Genomic DNA, 18,682 nt, shown 5'->3' with positions numbered 1-18,682 from the left:
GATTTACTCGCGCGGATTAAGAGGACTCAATAGATTTTAATAATTCTCTGGTTGTTCCGATATTATGTTGAAAAAATTTATCCCACATATCTAAACATTCGCTAGCAGTTTCATCATCATACTCACCTTGAGCTTGCTCATATAAGCGAAGCAATATAGAAGAAAGCTCCGCTGTATAATGCCTAGCCATTTCACTATAATCCCTAGCCATTTCACTTTTTTGGTTATTTTCCAGACTAAGCGTTAATAATTGTTCACAGGCTTCCAAAAGTGGCTTTTTGAAGAATAAAAGAGAGCCTTTCATTTCTTTTATCCTATGAATGAACGATTCAAAATTTTCTTTAAAAGCAACTGATTGTATGTACTCTGCAATAAATGGATGATGTTTAACATCATTAAACAATTCAGAGCAAAGTACGCCCAAGCCAACTTTTCTACGAACATCTTTATCTTCATCATTAAAATACAATTGTAATAGAGCTTTACAAGATTCTGTGTATTTTTGTTCTGTTACAAAACTTTCAGCGATTGTTGCAACGCCTTTACGATGTGCGACCGAGCCTTGTTTACAACGCTCTAATTCCTCCGCAAAAAAACCATAAAAAAGCCAATAACCCGTTATATATTCACTACCTTTCTCAACAACATTCTCTAAAGATGAATCTAACATTTGTCGAATCAATGGGGATATTTCTGAGAAAAAATCTTTTATTGTGTGTTTTACAAAATATATTGCATAGTGAGATGCCATGATACGGACATCACTTTGACAGGCTACACAAAAATATTTTACTGCTAATGATTTGTTGTGATTAGCGTATGGTAATAAAACTTTTATACTTGCCATTCTAATAACAGGGTGCGCATCTTGAACTAATTGCTCAATACAGGGTGTAAATTTATCTAAATATTCATTGTGATGCCAAAATAATTGCGCAATGGCATGGATTGCTGAACCACGCACATAATTTTCAGAAGCATTAGACCATGTTACATTAAGCTCTCCGAGAATAGGGTCTATGTAATTTTGCGCATAATCAATTAATTGGTTAATAGAAGCATCAGACCAATGTTCTTTACATCTTTCCGCCACAAGCCGACAAAAACTCATTGCCGTTTCTCTATCATCGTCTGTTTGTTGTCGATATTTATTTAAAACGGCTTCTACAGTTGCAATTGATGCAGGTTGCCATGTTTCGTGTTCTTCAGTAGGTGTATTGTTATCGGGTTTAGTCAGTTGGACAGCCCTTAAAATGGCAGAAATATAATTAGGGGCAACCGTATCAGGAAACTGTAACGCTAGTTGTCCGAAACGTTCAGGAAACCGTGAGGCGATTCGTTCCAAACTATGTGAGAACTTATTAAAGTTTCCCGTTTTAGGTATTTTTTCTTCTGATTGTTCAATAATTTTTAACCACTTATTATTACTAAATTTATTTAAGTTGGGCGATAACTTAGAACCGCCCGACTCATTAAAAATTGTAACCTGATGGCAAAAACTTGAATCTGAATATAAATCAGATGAGAATTTTTCGTGCAATACAACAATTAACTCGTTTGTTTGACGTGTACGGCGTTTAGGGGATAAGGCAGGCAATAAAAAATATTGTGTTCTTCCCCAATAATCACCAAACCAGCCTTCTTTTGAACTATTCAATCTATTTTTTACACGATTTTTATCTTCTGCTGGAAAATAATAAATAGTCTTTTCCAATGTATTAAACAATTCATCACTGCAATAAGGTGAAAGGTTCTTTATTAACACAATAGCAGGTTGCCATTTCACCTCATAATGGCCGTCTCCTAATTGAAATCTTTTTAAATCAGCTAATAACCATAATATTCCTTCATCTGCATGAGATGGAGGTAATTTTGCGTAAGCTTCAATTAAAAGGCGTTGTGTAATATATGAATTAGAAGTTACAAATGCTTGGCTATTTTGAATAAATTCTGTGGGGTTTTGTGTTGCAAATGTTTTTCCTGCCGAGATAACTAATGTTACGATTCCATACTTGATAGATGGAAAATCAGGATTTTTCCACCATTTAGAATACCAAAAACTATCATATTCTGATTCTGTAGAAGCCGTTAATCTCTCTATCTGAGGCATCAATTTAACCCATGTTTCTTTAGGGTATTGTCTGACTGCTTGGTTTAACAAGTCATTCGCACTTTTGTTCCACATGTGCAACTTTTCTTGCTGAGATACATTATTATTCTCATTTGGTTGCCAAGTTGACATAATGGCTTCTAATAATTCAATAATTCTTAAAGGACAATGACTAGCTACTTCTTTCCAATTGATAAAATATTTATAGATATTTAGGTGTATAAGACGTAAACGCAATAAAAACATCTTGTCTGAGTCCTTTTCCTCACTCCAACACAACACACGGAATATTTTTTGATACCAACTCTCGCCCTTATCAATATAGGGTTCTATCACATCCGTGACTGCATCAGGTATTTTTTCTGCAACAGACCTTAGCAACCATAAAGCCTCATTAACATATTGTTCATTTTCTGAATCTAACCAATCAGTAATAACTTTGTTATCAATCAAAAATTGAACATATTGAGAATGTGCTAAACAAACAGTTTCTACAATTTGTTTATGCCATTTTTCATCGTTTAAAAACGTTAAACAAAAAGCACCTAATTTAGAAAAAACATTTTCTTGTTGTCCAATCAGCATTAAAACTAAATATTTTAAGTGAAAACGGACAGAATCGGAGGTTAATAATTTTTGACTGATTGTAAGCCATTCTTGAGGAGTTTCATCGGCTAATAAACTTAATACTTGGCGCAACTGTTCACGACGAAAAAGTGATTGTTTTTCTTGCCCACCTAACCAGCTTAATACGTCATTTTCCCCACTCTCAATTTGCTCAATTAAGTTTGATGCAATTTGATAATCTAAATAATTTTGATGACAAAAAGTTATTTCACCATTGGTAAGTTGTAAAATGCCATACGATTGTAACGCTTTAAAACTATTTGGTTCTTTACTCACTAATCTTTCAGGGGCAGATAACTTTTGCTTAGACTCCATATACTGAATTAAAGGCTTTAAAACCTTCTTTACTTGTTCTGAACTTAAATTAACCTTTTTTTCTAGTAATTCATAACGATCTTCCCAAAACTTACGCATTAAATCGGTTGCTGATTTAAAATTAGGTTGTTTTCCTGAAGCATGAATAATTTGCCACATAGTTAAATGTTGAATATTACTTAAAATTTCTTTTTGCGTTTTATTTAACTGTGTAAATATGTTATTTCCTACAGTCTGCTGCACGATTTCTGTACTTAAACGCTCAACAGCTATTTTTTCAAATGGCTTATTTTCTTTACCATTAGATAGCCAATGTTTAATTTCAGGGTCGTTATCTAAATCAAAGCTTCTACAGCAAATAACAACGCTTATTTTTTTCCCTTCTGTTTGTAATGATTGAATTTCTTGCACTAAATGTTTACACACATCCAGTGCATTTTTTGAATGGGATGCCGTCCAGCGTAAGGTATCTAACTGGTCTAATATCAATACACAAGCTTGATTATCAGGCGTTATGCCACTTAAACACCGAGCAGGCGAATCAGGTAAACCCATTTGCTTTCCAAATTCAGCCGTTGTGTGTTGCGGTTCACGTCGGTCTAAACGAATGGGTAAATAAAGGATATTTAGATAATTTGTGAATGCATCATACAAAACACAACTTTTTCCATAGCCTGCCTTACCATGCAAAATAATATTTTTATGAGTAGAGAGTGCATTGATTAAGGTTTGTGTTTCTTGACGGGGTATTATTTGTGTTTTTTGACGGTGTATTAATGGATTAATTTGTAATCCACTTTCTATGGAATCGGCAAATTCTTTTTGTAATCCACTTTCTATGGAATCGGCAAATTCTTGCTGAAGTTTTGTTATGGCAGGTAAAATTCGCGAATCGTGCGCTAAGTTTTTTTGACTAACTCCCTTACTATTTAAGTATTTAATCAGTGTTATAGCATCAATTGGTTTACGATATTGATAGTTTTCATCAGCATAATTGCGTAATAGCGCAATGTTAGTATCCGCATCTCCTGTCAGAAGCCTTTCAGACAACAGTTTTAAATCATTTTGTGTATTTGCATCGTCAGGATAAATGTTGATATAGATGCGTTTCAAATAATTGAAAGCTCTAGCACGGTCTGTTTTTTGCTGTTCATCAAGCGATATTGCCTCGCAAAATTGCGTAAAAATGTCGCGCCGCTCTTTGCCTACTTTTTGTATTTGATATTCATAGAAATCTTCAGGATTATTATTCGAATTACGCGCACTTTCACAAATATCATGTAAACCAGTGTTACCAACATGAGAAATAAACCAATAGGTATAAGTTGGATCACGGTCTAATTGATATTTAGCTTTTTTTAAAACGTCTTTACTTTTTAAATCACTGATAGACCATTCAGGCTTGCTTGCATTGCGTGCTTTACATTGATGTGCTTGCCGTTCTCTGTCAGCAGTTTCAACCCACAGGTCAACCCCTACCTCATCATCTCCAATACCCTCTATCAGAACGGATTTATTTTTTTCATCGAATAACAATAATAGCTGTTTTACAACCCAACGACCTTCATAACGATTGCCTAATTTATCAGATAGTCCACCCAGTTCTAATGCCATGTTTAGTCCTCTAAGTTTTAAATTTATTCATCCTAAGTACAGCGTAGAGTGTATTAGGTGCATCTTTTCGCACCGTAACGCACCAATTTTAAAGCAAAGTTGCATTAGCGAGCAAATTTAGCCCTTATTTGGATTTCTTCTTTTTAATGGTAATGGTGCGCTAACGCACCCTACACTTGCGGATCTAAACGAATCTGAAAGGGAACTTTTTTATTCCGTGTTCTTTTGTAAATACGTACTTATTTGCTATGACAAACTTGAGATGCTTTGCTATTTTCAATAACTTGCAGGATTGTGTTTAATAAACGTTGATTATCAACGGGTTTTGTAAGATAGGCGTTGCAACCCAGTTGCATGGCATAATTGCGGTCTTCTTCAAAATTAGAGGCGGATAAGGCGATAATCGGTGTATTAAATCCTTCTGAGCGTAATTGTTTGGTTGCGTCATAGCCATTCATGATAGGCATTTGTAAATCCATTAGAACTATGTCGGGGTTCTCAAGCAGTGCTAACCGTACAGCATCTTCCCCATTTTCTGCCATAACTAGCTCATAGTGTTCATTTAAAATTAGTTTGAATAACAGACGTAATACTTCAGTGTCTTCTGCTAGTAATAATTTACGTTTTTTATTCGTCGCGACAGTTTTTAGGGGTTGTGTCGGCATTTGTTCTAAGTCCCGTTTTATGGTTAGTAACTCTGCTTGCCAAACACGGGGGGCGTGTACGATAACATTAAAGGTTGAGCCTTTACCTTCTATGCTATCAACGGTAATGCTACCTTCCATTAAACGCACTATTTTTTGGCTTATGGATAAACCCAGTCCCGTACCGGGCTGATTTTCTGTGGTTTTATCTCGGTAAAAAGCGGTAAATAGTTTTTGTAAGCCTTCGGCAGAAATACCTACGCCTGAATCTTGAATGGAAAAATATAAGCGGTCTTCTCGCCATTCAATCGTTACATTAACAAAGCCTTTCGCTGTAAATTTTAAAGCGTTATTGATGAGGTTAATAAAAACTTGACGCAACCGAATTTCATCAATTAAAACAGATGGTAATATGCTATTGTTTTTAGTGATGATGGTAAATATTAGTTGCTTTTCTTGGGCAACGGGTAAAAAAAGTTGGCGTAAATTTTTTATTAAATCCATTAGATGGCAAGCAGTTGGTTTTAGCTGAATGTTGCCAATGTCTAATTTTGCTTGGTCTAAAATATCGTCAACCAGTTTGATGAGGTGATTGGCGTTACTTTCAACGGCGTTTAAATAGTCATTTTCTGTTTTATCAGATGCTTGTGCGTCATTAAGTAGTTTTGTATAGCCCATGATGGACGCTAGTGGCGCGCGTAATTCATGGGATAGGGAGGCAATAAACCGCGTTTTTTGTTCATTTGCCTGTTGTAGTTGCAATTTTTCTTGTTCTAGGTTGCGACGAATATTTTCTAGTTCTTGTAATAAACGACTTTGACGATACGTTAAGATGCTTAATTCGTTAGCTTGTTGTTGTAAGCGTTGTTGACGATTGTGTTCTTCTGTCGCATCTAGCATTAATATCCATGTGCCTTTTTGAAACGGTAATAGGTGGATATGCGCTACTCGTCCATTTCCCATTTCAACAAACTCTACAATTTGAGTGTGATTAATGGGAAATAAGCCTTCTAATACATAAACTTGTTCGGCAGCTAATTCGCCTGTTCGTAGTTCACCTAAACCATAATGACGTGGATATCCGCCCCAGTTGACAAGTATGCCTTGCTCGTCCACGTGTAAGTAGGTAAGTACTAATTCCGACATCCAAAGGGTATGTGCATATTTTGCAATACTAAGGGGGATTGTCATCATAATCATTATCCTACCAATTGTTGCGCAAGTTGGAGAAAGGCATTTTCTACGTTAAGTCCTTCTTTTGCACTGGTTTCTAAAAAATGCCAACCTTGTTCCCGTTGAGGGGCTAGTCGTGTTTCATTAACTTCCCATTGGTTTTGTAAATCACATTTGTTTAATAGAACTAAAAAGGGTTTATTACCTATTTGTTGTGTGACGGCTTGTTGTAGGTTAATCGCACTTTCCCATGTAGGGAGGCGTGTTCCATCAACGACTAGTAAATATCCTGCTGCCCCTCGCAAATAGGTCATTGAGGCGGTTGTTAATTTATCCGCGCCTGCAATATCCCACAAAATAAACTTCATATCACCTGTTGGTAAGGTGACCAGTTTCGTGTCAATTTTTACCCCAACGGTCGTGAGGTATTTGTCGGAAAAGGCTTGATGTACGTAACGTGCAACAAGACTGGTCTTTCCGACGGAAAAATCTCCAATCATGCAGATTTTTTTTTGAAGCATGGACACGGAATAATCCCCTTTTTATTCAAAGCATTGTTAGCGTACTTAAATCCCACTGCTTAAGTCGCTTTATAGATTAACTAAACGTCAGTCCTAACTTTTAATAGGGTCAGAAAGAACTTAACGGACAGATGGAGGGTAAAATTTAAGCTTATATTCTCCAGTCAATACGGGGAAATTCTTTTGTCTGAAAACGCTGGAAATGTTAGGAATTTTGGTGCAGACAAAGAAGATAATCCGTATAACATGCGAAATTTCACCATTATTCTTGTCATTTTAGCATTATCAACAAGTAGTTACATTTTTACTTTAATCAACACGCGGCGTTCTAAGTAGTTGGGAGTAACATCGCCAAAAGGAACAGTAGGCGGTGGAACAACCAGTAGGTACTTAATATCTATTCCCCGATTGCGTAAGTCGTGGTAAACCCGCTCTGCACGTTGTTGACTAAGGGTATAGTTATGTAATTGTGTGCCTAAACCATCGGTATAACCACTAATTTGGAAAACAAGGGGTTTTTGGTGACGGTCTGCAAGCGTAATCATTTGTTGAACAAGAGAATATAATTGTGTTAAGGCTGGGTCTTGTCCTTCACTAAAGTTATAATCTTCACCGAAATAAACGGTTATCGTTTCTATCTGTTGGCTTAGTGTTTTTAATACCTCGGTAATATTGCGTAAGCCTGTTGTGTCAATCTGTGCGTAACCTGTTAGATGTGCAATTTGTGTTTGTATGCGTGCATATTCGTTTTCATCAACATCGCCCGCTAGGGTTAATACTGCGTTTGAAACAGATAATTGCGTTAGTGTGCTAGGAGGCTGTACTTTTTCTTGTGCTTGTCGCAGTAAAAAAACATCAGTTTCTTCTAGGTTTGTTGTTTCAATATCGGTCACGCCAACGACATGCAAAGCCTCTTGTTTGGCTGTTTTTATCCATTCAGGTTGTGCGTAACCACTGATTTGTAGGTGTGATACGTCTTGTAATTGTAATTGAACCGTTGCTGGCGGTTTTAAGCGTTGCCGAGCGCGTTGTACGATAAAATCACTCGTTAAATCATAATGAGGCGAACTATGTAGGACAATTCTATCAGCAACTTGCATTCGCTGTGCAATCTCATTGGGGTCGGCGGCGAGTGGGTCGCGCAACAGTCGTATTTGTAATTTACCATCAAGGGGGGCTGTTTCTATAACAACCAGTCCAGCGGTGTTTTTTAACTGGACAATATAATTACTTAAGGTTTGTTGCCATTGCCAATAACGGTAACTGCCATAAAAAATCCCTATTAATAATAGGCATAATACAAATAATAACGGTAAGGAAAAAAAGCGTTTTTCTCGTCGCGTGACTTCGTCTTTTTTCTGTGATTGTAAGGCATTTTGTAACAGGGGCTGGGAGGATTCAAAAACACTGTTATCCCCTTCAAAATATTCTAGTTGTCGACCATAGCGTGCGTGTAATTTTTCTAAGACTGAACGCATTAAATTTCTAAATTCATACGGCGGTACGCCACGAATAACACAGGCTAAGACTGCGTGTGGGGCGCGTTCTAACCACACGGTATAATCGCCCAATTCAATGCGGTCTAGTTCTTCGGTTTTGTCTTTAGAAAAAGAATCACGGGTAAAATCTTGAATCGCGGTTAACATGCCTGAAATGGCATCACTATCGCCTAGCGTTGAATCTTCTTGATGTAAATGTTGTAACAGTATTCCTGTTTGTCGGTGAATTAAAAAAACTTCTTCAACCCGATATACCAATGTGTTATGTAATACGACTTCTGCAAAACTCCGCCCCGAGCGCATCGCTTCAATACGCCAGCTAATACCACGTGGTGATAACACGCTATGTTCTAAACGGACGTTTAAATCTTGTACTAAGCCTTTTAGCGATTCATTAATGGATTTTCGAATAGCAGGGCCCATCACGGGAAATAGCGCGTCGGCTAAGGATTGTGTATCTTCACTGACTGATTGTTTTAAGCAGTTTTTAACAGGTTCTTTTAATGATTCGGTTAGTTCCGCTTCACTGGCAATTCCATTTTGCATCTGTTGGGCAGAGGCTTGGCGAATGGCGTGCGGTAAAATATGGGCTAAATCACTGATACGAGATTCGGTATCCGTTAAGCGTCCTTCAATTGCCTTAATTTCTTCCCAGCGTACTTCAATATCGGCTAACCGTTGCACCAATTCCGCAGGATGGTCGCGTTCTAAAATCTGTAATCGCGTGGTTTGTTCGGCTAACTGTGTTTGAAACGCCTCAGATTGTCCCAATAAACGGGCTTTATCTTGCGCAAGCAGGGCTAGTTGTTGTGCATGTTCTGCCATGACATGCGCTAGCTGTGCTACTTGAGGCGCGGGGTTTTCTTGTTCTACGTGAGACAAACGCCTTGCATATTCGGCGAGCTGCGCTTGTAACGATTCTATTTCAGCCAGTCGCTGATTAATGGAACTCTCACCTACACTGATTTTTTTGGTTGCGAGGGCTAAGGCCTCCGCTTGCGTTGTAAGGCGGGCTTGATTGGCGAGCAACTCCTGATGTAATTGTTGTCGCTGTTGTTCCCCATCAGCAATGCGCTTTACCAGCTCGGCAGGGTGGTGTTTTTCTAGGGCATTCAAGCGAGAAATTTGTTGTTCTAACTGTACTTGAATATAGGTTTCAATCGTTGCTAATGAACGAGTTTTTTCTTCTAGTTCAGCGGATTGCTCTTGTAGGTGGATTTCATGCGCGGCAATATTTTTTTGTAAGGTTTGCCAACGTTGTTCAAATTCGGCAAGTCGTTTAACAACGTCGGCAGGATGGTATTTTTCTAAGGTGGTAAGGCGTTGATGTTGTGCTTCAACAGTCGTTTGTAACGCAGTTTCTAGCGTTTTTAACTGTTGTTTTTGTTCAATAAACTGTGTTGCGTGTGCTTTAAGGGTGGTTTGATAATGCGTTGTTTCGTTTTGTAACGTTGACCATTGGTAGTGCAGTTCTTCTACTTGAGCGTGTTCTTCTTCAAGTAAGACATTGACACCATTTGAAAAATCGCGTAAATCCCTTAAGAGTTGATAAACGATTTTCTTTAGGCTTTCTTCCTCTTGAGATAATAACTGACGGAGCTGTTTGTACTCATCCATAGTGGTCATTTGCTAATTCAAAGTAGAAGTTGGCCAATACAAAAGCCTCAAGAGAAGGAATGTCAGTGCGGATACGCGCCGCACCCGACAACACAGACAACAATGTAATTATTTTTCTTCTATGATTCTGGAAACACTATTTTGTTCCAAACGCAGGGCAAATTCGCTAAAGAACGCGGCTAAATCGCTACGGCTAACTTTCTCTTCTTGTAACTGAGAAATTTCTTGGCTGACTAAGCCTGTTAAATTGTCATTCTGCAAGCGCAGTTGTGCCACAATTTCTTGTGTTTTGCTATGCAGTTGCTGACGTAACAGCTTTAATTCTTTGCTAAATTGTTCTTCTAATTGCGCGCTGCGATTGTTGACTTCATTTTTTAACGCATTCAACTCGTGTTGTAAATCTTGTACGTTTAAAATGCGCTCTTGACGTTCTGCCTTATTTTTCTCACTCAAGGCATCAACTTCACTGTTTAAGAGTTCTTCTAATGCGTGCATCCGATTGGACATATCATCACGCATTTGTTGACTTTCTTGAATCAAACGCTCTTCTAAGCGTTTAAACCGTTTGTCGTAATCCCGAATTTGATTACCAAACAGAATATCCCGAATTTTCTCAACACTGCCAATACCCGTGTTTAAATTCGCTTCTACTAATTTGTTTAGCTTCATGTCGTCGCTTTTATCTTCTTCTATCGCGGTTTCGGCAACACGAATTTGTCGTTCAAACGTATTAAAGTAACTGGGTTTATCGCTACTCATGGGGATTCCTTTTTATGGACAGAACAGGTTATGACTAGACCGAATAAATGCAAGATTTGTACTAATTTAAATAAATGATGCAAACACAAAATTTATACGCTAACCATGCAGAATAGAAACATAAAACTAACAATATACGAGTAGTATAGCAGTTTGCTCTGTATAAGGGTAAATACTTATAGGGGGTTTTTATTACGGTGCTATTACATACCTAACATTATGCTTAATAGGAAAATATGGCAGAGGAAAAAATAAATAATGGATAACACCGTTTGAGTGGGTGTTATCCATGATGGTATGCGGCTAAAAACTAATTTTGTGCATTAAGGCTTTTACTTACCACTTCGTAAACATCTTTAGATAAATCTGGATGTTGTATAATGCGGGTTAGTTGTGTCTGCATTAGGGCTTGACGGGCCGGGTCAAAACGTCGCCAATGGTTAAATACAGACACAAAGCGCGAGGCAATTTGCGGATTTAGCGTATTTAATTGTAAAACAATATCCGCCTGTAATTGATAAGCAAGACCGTCTGCACGGTGGAATTGCGCTTGATTTTGGCTAAAAACCGCTAGTAAAGAGCGGGCGCGGTTTGGATTTTTTAAATTAAAATCGCTATGTTGTAATAAAGCTTGCACATTTTCAAAAGTATCAGGTAAGTAGCTCATTGCTTGCACACTAAACCATTTATCTAGCACTAAAGGATTTTCTTTCCATTGTGTATAAAAGCGAGTCAATGCAATGGTTTTTGCTGTACCCGTTGTGTTGACTAAACATGATAACGCGCTTTGTTGGTCGGTCATATTGTCGCTTTGCGTAAACTGTTGTTCTGCCAATGCGGTTGTTTCTGCTGTGTCTAAACGGCATAAGTAGTGTAATGCAACATTTTTTAGGCGACGGCAAGCAATCGCCGATGCCTCATTAGAATAGGGTGTGTGATGATTGGCTTTATATATCGTAAGCCATTGCGTGTAATGGTCTTGTGCCAATTGTTGCAAGACAAACTGACGCACGGTAAATAACCCTTCAACAGCAACTTCGGCTTGTTGCTGACCTAAAAAGCCCTCTGTTGGTAAGGTCAACATTAAGGCTTTAATAGAACCTTCTAATTGCGTATCTTGCAGAATTTTTAAGACAGCGTTGCTAAATAAGGGGTCTAATTGTAAGGGTTTATCGGCTTGCCAATCGGCTAACAAGTCAAAAATGACCTGTTGGGCTAATTGTTGCCCTGCTTCCCAACGGTTAAACGGGTCGCTATCGTGCGCCATTAAAAAGGCTAATTCTTCACGTTGGCGGCTAAAATTGAGCTTAATGGGCGCGGAAAAATGGCGCAATAATGAGGGAATGGGTGCTTCAGGAATATTAACAAACGTAACAGTTTGTTCTACCTCTCGTAATTCAATAATGCAAGTGCGATTGCTGTTTGTCTCTGTTGCTAATTGTAAGGGCAAATCTTGCCCATTTTTTCCCAACAACCCTACAGCAATAGGAATATGCCACGCTTGCAAATTAGCAGGAATTTGTTGGCGTAGGGTTAGGGAATAGGTTTTTTCCAGCGCGTTATATGTGCCGAGTACGTCAACAACAGGCGTGCCTGCTTGGTCATACCACCGCTCGAATTGGCTTAAATCCATCTTATTCGCATCAGCCATTGCGGCACGAAAATCGTCACACGTCACGGCTTGCCCATCGTGGCGTTGAAAATATAAATCCATCCCACGTCTAAAACCATCTTTTCCTAATAATGTTTGATACAAACGGATAACTTCCGCCCCTTTGTTATACACCGTCACCGTATAGAAATTATTCATTTCAATATAAGACTCTGGGCGAATTGGGTGTGCCATAGGGCTTTGGTCTTCAGCAAACTGCGAGGTACGCAAAATGCGCACATCCTGAATGCGTTTTACAGCGGCAGAAGTCATTTCTTCTGTAAATGACTGGTCACGGAAAACCGTTAAACCTTCTTTTAAGGTTAATTGAAACCAATCGCGACAAGTCACGCGATTCCCTGTCCAATTATGGAAATATTCATGTGCAATAACGGCTTCTATGTTTTCATAATCGTCATCTGTTGCGGTATCAGGACGACATAAGACAAATTTGGCATTAAAAACGTTTAAGCCCTTATTTTCCATCGCGCCCATATTAAAATCGCTGACAGCAACTATCATGTAAATATCTAAATCATATTCCAGCCCGAAGCGTTCTTCGTCCCAACGCATGGCTTTTGCTAACGATTGCAAGGCATGTTCACACTGGTCATGGTTTTGTGGCTCAACCCAAATTTCTAAACGCACTTCTCGTCCTGAACGGGTCACAAATTTTCCGCCATGACAATGCAAATTACCTGCAACTAACGCAAATAAATAACTTGGTTTAGGAAACGGGTCAGCCCATTTAACCCAATGTCGCCCATCGGTTAATTCACCATATTCCACGCGATTTCCATTGGATAACAACACAGGATAACGGTTTTTATCGGCAACAATCGTGGTTGTATAGCGTGCCATCACATCGGGACGGTCTAAAAAATAGGTAATTCGCCGAAAACCTTCTGCCTCGCACTGCGTGCAATAATTTCCACTGGATTTATACAGCCCTGTTAATGCTGTGTTTTCTTGCGGTTTTATTTCAACAATGGTTTCTAGCGTAAAAGATTGCGTAGGTACAGTCGGAATTGTTAAATGGATTTTATCAACCTGATAATCATGGGTATTTAAGACTTGTCCATTGAGTTTAAGATTTTTTAAAACCAGTGATTCCCCTTGTAAAACCAGCGGAACGGTTTGATTTGTTGTGCGGGGTCTAATGACCATCTGACTATGCACAAGCGTGACATCTTCATCGAGCGAAAAATGCAAATCAATGCTTTCAATAAAAAAATCGGGTTGGTGGTAATCTTTACGGTAAATAGCTTGCGGATTTTCAGGATGCATAGGTTTTATCTTTATTTGAGGAGGAAAAAATACAAAAACAGGTTTGATTATTGACTAATAGATTTAAAATGTCATGGTTATAAAATGGAATTTCAAGGTTTAATAAAATCTACAGGAAGTTAGGATAGATTTATCCATCTGAATCAGGATTATCAGGATTGACGGCGTTATCAATGCAGTTATTTTTTAACCCGCTCAAGTTTAAAAAAACTGATTTGGGCAATTATTACGTTTATCCTTTAAATAACTATCCATTTTAGCTGCGATAATACTTGTTTTCAGTGATATTCTACTGATAACCCCTTATAACGCCTTGTGAGAAAGCAATGAAAAAATTATTGCTGTTTGCAACGATTCTGTTATTTATCATCAGTTTTTTTCTTTTTGATATAGATGACTACTTCAGTTTGACGTACTTTAAAACGCAACAATTACAAATTGATGCTTATACCGCGCAATATCCATTACAAACGGCGTTATTATTTTCCCTGCTTTATATCGCTATTACCGCATTATCTTTACCGGGAGCAGCATTATTAACCCTTGTAGGCGGCGCAATGTTTGGTGTGGTTTGGGGAACATTGATTATTTCTTTTGCCTCCACCATTGGTGCAACCCTTGCCTTCCTGACGGCTCGATTTTTGTTACAAAACTTTGTGCAAACCCGATTTCGGGGTTATTTAAAAACGATTAATACAGGCATTGAAAAAGAAGGACATTTTTATTTATTTACCCTGCGTTTAGTGCCACTATTTCCCTTTTTTATTGTTAATTTAGTTATGGGTGTGACGACCATAAAAGTTTGGACCTATTATTGGGTAAGTCAAGTTGGAATGTTTTTAGGAACAATTATTTATGTTAATGCGGGAACACAGATTGCGCAAATAGATTCACTCGTTGGTATCTTATCGCCAACCTTGCTCCTTTCTTTTACCTTATTGGGCATTTTTCCTCTTTTTGCAAAGAAACTGTTATTTTTCTTTAAACAGCGTCAATACTACGCCAATTATCCTAAGCCTAAGCGGGTTGACCGCGACATTATTGTGATTGGTGGGGGCGCGGCGGGCTTGGTTTCTGCCTATATCGCGGCAACAGTTAATGCCAAAATAACTTTGATTGAAAAGCATAAACTGGGGGGTGATTGTTTAAATACGGGTTGTGTTCCTTCTAAAGCCTTAATTTGTTCCACCCGTTTTATTCATCAAATCACACAGGCGAAACAATATGGTTGCCAAGCCGCGACAGTACAATTTACCTTTGCTGAAGTGATGGAACGTGTCCAACGGGTGATTAAAACCATAGAACCACATGATTCTATAGAACGTTATACTGGATTAGGGGTGGAATGTTTACAAGGTGAGGCGCAGATTCTAAGCCCCTATACCGTTAAAATTAATGACCAAGTTTTAAGCACTCGTACCATTATTATTGCAACAGGTGCGCGCCCCACTATTCCAGACATACAAGGCATTGATAAAATAAATTATTATACGTCTGATAGCATTTGGACATTGCGTAAACAACCCCGTCGTTTATTGGTATTGGGCGGTGGGGCAATCGGTTGTGAATTAGGACAATGTTTTGCTTATTTAGGGAGTCACGTCACCCTTGTACATACGCATGAACGCTTGTTAATGCAGGAAGATGCGGATATTGCTGATTATGTAATGACCCGTTTTCAACAAGAGAATATCCGACTTTGCCTGAATCATCAGCCCCTTCGTTTTGAACAATGGGAACATAGCAAAGTGTTGTGGTGTGAACAGGCAGGGCAAGCCATTGCGATTGAATTTGATGTGTTATTAATTGCGATTGGACGCACCGCTAATACACAAGGATTTGGGCTAGAAAACTTAGATATTCCCTTAAATCCTACAAAAACCATAGAACACAATGCTTTTTTGCAAACAACGCATTATCCAAATATTTTTGTGTGTGGCGATGTGGCAGGGCCGTATCAATATACCAATGTTTGCGCGCATCAAGCGTGGTTTGCCAGCGTTAATGCGTTATTTGGTATTTTTAAAAAATTTCGGGTGGATTATCGAGTCATTCCTCACGCAACATTTACCAGCCCTGAAATTGCACGGGTAGGACTTAACGAGCAAGAAGCCCGTGCCGCACAAATTCCCTATGAAGTGACTTATTACCATTTAGAAGAGTTAGACCGCGCGATTACGGATGAAGTGGCACACGGCGTGGTTAAAGTGCTCACTGTACCCAAAAAGGATAAAATTTTAGGCGTTGCTATTGTTGGGGAACAAGCGGGAGAAGTTATTGCGGAGTTTGTACTGGCGATGAAACATAATATCGGACTGACTCAAATTTTAACGACAACGCACATTTACCCAACCTTTGCCGAAGCAAATAAATACGCCGCAGGACGCTGGAAACAAGCGCGTAAACCCGAAAAAATTCTCGGTTGGTTACGGTATTTTCATGCGTGGCGACGAGGGGAATAGCTGTAAATGATAAGACTTGGAATATAGAAAGGTTTTTTACATAACAGCCTAAGTTAGAAACATTACGCTAACTTAGGCAAGTTTATTTACAACCGACTTAACAACTCTGCTTTTTTCGAAGCAAATTCGTCTTCGGAAATAATATTTTTAGCTCTTAAATCCGCTAGCTTGTGAATTTTATCAAAAATATCCACTTCCAACGGTGTTTGCGGCATATTCGACTGCGATTGCATATTGTTATTTGTATTATTCACAGGTATTGGTTGAGGAACATTTTGATTTTGATTTTGATTAAACAAAGTCCCCAATGTTCCCTTGCCTGACAGTAAAGGCAGGTTTAATACGTCAACCGTGCCATATTGACTGCTAAACAATAAAGAACTCCCGCTGCCTTGCTGTTGCGAAAAACCACCGATTTGATGATTTAAAGTATCATAAACAGATACTTGTCCGTTGACTTCTACCGCCAAACGGCGCGTATTCGCAAAATAGGCGTAACGCAACCCATTTTGTGAACCGCTCGCTGTTGCCATGCCTAAATCAGCAGGATACCAATTGCCTTGATACGGTGTATTGCTGATAACAAACGGTTGCGTATAAAGTAACTGGTTTAAATCATTACATAAGTTATTAACGATGGCTTTCAAGTTATGATTAAACATGTCACCCAGCATTAACATGCCACCTTGCATCCATTGTCCTGAACCGCCTAATTCAGGATGACTGAATTGTGCCATTGAACCATTGCCGTTCACTAAGGCTTGTAATAGCGTTGTCACCGCGTCCACACTAACCCCATAACGTTGTGATAACTGTTGGACTTGTTGCTGTGCGGCGGGCGTTAAAGCTTGCATATTTTGATTCCAGAGAGTAAAGAGCGTACTTACCAAGATGGTGGATTTATTGCAAATTACAAGGTGTTCAGTTAAAAATCTTTTAGCGAATCAAAATATTAAAAATGTCATTCTGACGATTAATTTGTACACTAAAACTGTCAATATTACTGGTTAATAAAGATTGTAAATCCGCAATATTTTTAACGGCACGTCGACTAACCCCAATGATGACATCATTTTTCCGAAAACCCAATTGCCAAGCACTACTACGGCGCGCTACCTCATTCACAACAATGCCTTGAGGACTATCTTTTAAGCGCATTCCTTCCAGATAGACATTAATTGTTTCCGCATTAACCGTTGCTGAACCATCAATTTTTGCATTGATTGTTAAAGGCTTACCATTGCGAATGACCGTCACAGTTAATGGCTCTTGAATCCGTAATAATCCTAAACGGTTACGTAATTCTGCGGAATTACTTACGGCTTTATTATTAAGACTTACAACCACATCGCCCATTTGAATGCCTGATTTTTCTGCGGCTGAACCTTTATCCACCCCCACAATAGCAGCTCCCTTATTTTCTTTTAAGCCAAAGGCTTGGGCTAAATCTGGTGTAATATCTTGAATTCTAATGCCTAATGTACCACGCTGTACCTCACCATATTCAATCAAATGTTGCACAATCTGATTTATCATATTGGTTGGAATCGCAAACCCAATGCCGACATTGCCCCCATTCCCGCCCGGTGCAAGAATTGCTGTATTAATACCGATTAACTCCCCGCGTAAATTAACCAACGCACCGCCTGAATTGCCCGGATTAATAGAGGCATCGGTTTGAATAAAATCCTCATAATCCTCAATTCCAATACTGCGCCCTAACGCACTAACAATGCCCGATGTAACGGTTTGTCCCAGCCCAAAAGGATTACCAATGGCCACCACAAAATCCCCCACACGCACACTGTCCGAATTTGCAAAAGGGATAGCAACCAAATTTTCAGGTAAGATTTTTAATAAAGCCAAATCCGTTTGTGGGTCAGTGCCTAATAATTGCGCGGTCAGTTGTCGCCCATCCCGCAGCGTAACTGATATTTCTTCGGCTTTATCAATAACATGATTATTTGTAACCACATAACCTTTGTGTGCATTAATCACGACACCCGAGCCTAAACTTTGATTACGCTTTTCGCGGGGTTGTTCGGGCATTTCAAAAAAGTGCCGAAAAAATGGGTCATTAAATAAAGGATTTTCTTGAATACGTTCACGCCCTTGTGTGGAAATATTGACTACGGCAGGGGTGATTTGTTCCAACATCGGCGCAAGGCTTGGCACGGGCTGCCCATCAACACTCGCGGGTAAATACGCAAAACTAGTCGATGTTGTACAAAATAAAAAAACCAGACTAATAACATATTGTATTTTATGGGTTGACATAAACCCTCCCTCAATTGCAGTAGTAAAATTACAACGGAGAATAAGGGGCAATTCGCCCGTTTTAAAGAGAGCCATCCGCGCGAATTCAACCGTATCCCCATGCACCTACACGGCCTAATCTTTAAG

General features: G+C 38.9%; 9 protein-coding genes. 1 reads left to right on the top strand and 8 read right to left on the bottom strand.

Features of this window, described 5'->3' with window-relative positions:
• Positions 1 to 16 precede the first annotated feature (16 nt).
• The 6 genes from AL038_RS17320 to pepN all read right to left on the bottom strand — a co-directional run bounded on the left by AL038_RS17320 (position 17) and on the right by pepN (position 13,817).
• Positions 17 to 4,165, bottom strand: coding sequence for an NACHT domain-containing protein (locus AL038_RS17320; RefSeq protein WP_145917130.1), 4,149 nt, complete (start codon positions 4,163 to 4,165; stop codon positions 17 to 19).
• A 740-nt stretch (positions 4,166 to 4,905) separates the two neighbouring features.
• On the bottom strand, positions 4,906 to 6,504 hold the full coding sequence (locus AL038_RS17315; RefSeq protein ID WP_062154960.1) for a hybrid sensor histidine kinase/response regulator: 1,599 nt from the start codon (positions 6,502 to 6,504) through the stop codon (positions 4,906 to 4,908).
• Positions 6,505 to 6,509: 5 nt separating this feature from the next.
• Entirely contained in the window at positions 6,510 to 7,004 is a 495-nt protein-coding gene (locus tag AL038_RS17310) for a Rab family GTPase (RefSeq protein ID WP_062154958.1), read from the bottom strand.
• A gap of 296 nt (positions 7,005 to 7,300) precedes the next feature.
• Entirely contained in the window at positions 7,301 to 10,129 is a 2,829-nt protein-coding gene (locus AL038_RS17305) for an OmpA family protein (protein ID WP_145917129.1), read from the bottom strand.
• Positions 10,130 to 10,228: 99 nt separating this feature from the next.
• Entirely contained in the window at positions 10,229 to 10,879 is a 651-nt protein-coding gene (locus AL038_RS17300; protein WP_062154956.1) for a hypothetical protein, read from the bottom strand.
• A 310-nt stretch (positions 10,880 to 11,189) separates the two neighbouring features.
• Positions 11,190 to 13,817 (bottom strand): aminopeptidase N, encoded by a 2,628-nt coding sequence (gene pepN / locus AL038_RS17295; RefSeq protein WP_062154955.1) that lies wholly within the window; start codon positions 13,815 to 13,817, stop codon positions 11,190 to 11,192.
• Between the two features lie 326 nt (positions 13,818 to 14,143).
• Here pepN and AL038_RS17290 point away from each other — a divergent pair, with 326 nt between their 5' ends.
• Positions 14,144 to 16,279 carry an FAD-dependent oxidoreductase gene (locus AL038_RS17290; protein ID WP_062154954.1) on the top strand — a complete coding sequence of 712 codons (2,136 nt, stop codon included), beginning with the start codon at positions 14,144 to 14,146 and terminating at the stop codon, positions 16,277 to 16,279.
• Between the two features lie 86 nt (positions 16,280 to 16,365).
• Here the strand turns inward: AL038_RS17290 and AL038_RS17285 are convergent, their stop codons facing one another.
• Together AL038_RS17285 and AL038_RS17280 are read right to left on the bottom strand one after the other, a co-directional pair.
• Positions 16,366 to 17,133 (bottom strand): SHOCT domain-containing protein, encoded by a 768-nt coding sequence (locus AL038_RS17285; RefSeq protein ID WP_062154952.1) that lies wholly within the window; start codon positions 17,131 to 17,133, stop codon positions 16,366 to 16,368.
• 82 nt (positions 17,134 to 17,215) lie between these two features.
• On the bottom strand, positions 17,216 to 18,556 hold the full coding sequence (locus tag AL038_RS17280; RefSeq protein WP_062155606.1) for a Do family serine endopeptidase: 1,341 nt from the start codon (positions 18,554 to 18,556) through the stop codon (positions 17,216 to 17,218).
• Between the last annotated feature and the right edge of the window lie 126 nt (positions 18,557 to 18,682).

Source organism: Beggiatoa leptomitoformis (genome assembly GCF_001305575.3).
GTDB classification, from domain to species: domain Bacteria; phylum Pseudomonadota; class Gammaproteobacteria; order Beggiatoales; family Beggiatoaceae; genus Beggiatoa; species Beggiatoa leptomitoformis.
This window is presented reverse-complemented; position numbering and strand designations above follow the sequence as displayed.

Bases quoted from the DNA above. Each gene is read 5' to 3' on its own strand.
- AL038_RS17285 (WP_062154952.1), bottom strand. From the start codon at position 17,133: ATGCAAGCTTTAACGCCCGCCGCACAGCAACAAGTCCAACAGTTATCA.
- AL038_RS17290 (WP_062154954.1), top strand. From the start codon at position 14,144: ATGAAAAAATTATTGCTGTTTGCAACGATTCTGTTATTTATCATCAGT.
- AL038_RS17305 (WP_145917129.1), bottom strand. From the start codon at position 10,129: ATGACCACTATGGATGAGTACAAACAGCTCCGTCAGTTATTATCTCAA.
- AL038_RS17280 (WP_062155606.1), bottom strand. From the start codon at position 18,556: ATGTCAACCCATAAAATACAATATGTTATTAGTCTGGTTTTTTTATTT.
- AL038_RS17300 (WP_062154956.1), bottom strand. From the start codon at position 10,879: ATGAGTAGCGATAAACCCAGTTACTTTAATACGTTTGAACGACAAATT.
- AL038_RS17310 (WP_062154958.1), bottom strand. From the start codon at position 7,004: ATGCTTCAAAAAAAAATCTGCATGATTGGAGATTTTTCCGTCGGAAAG.
- pepN (WP_062154955.1), bottom strand. From the start codon at position 13,817: ATGCATCCTGAAAATCCGCAAGCTATTTACCGTAAAGATTACCACCAA.
- AL038_RS17315 (WP_062154960.1), bottom strand. From the start codon at position 6,504: ATGATGACAATCCCCCTTAGTATTGCAAAATATGCACATACCCTTTGG.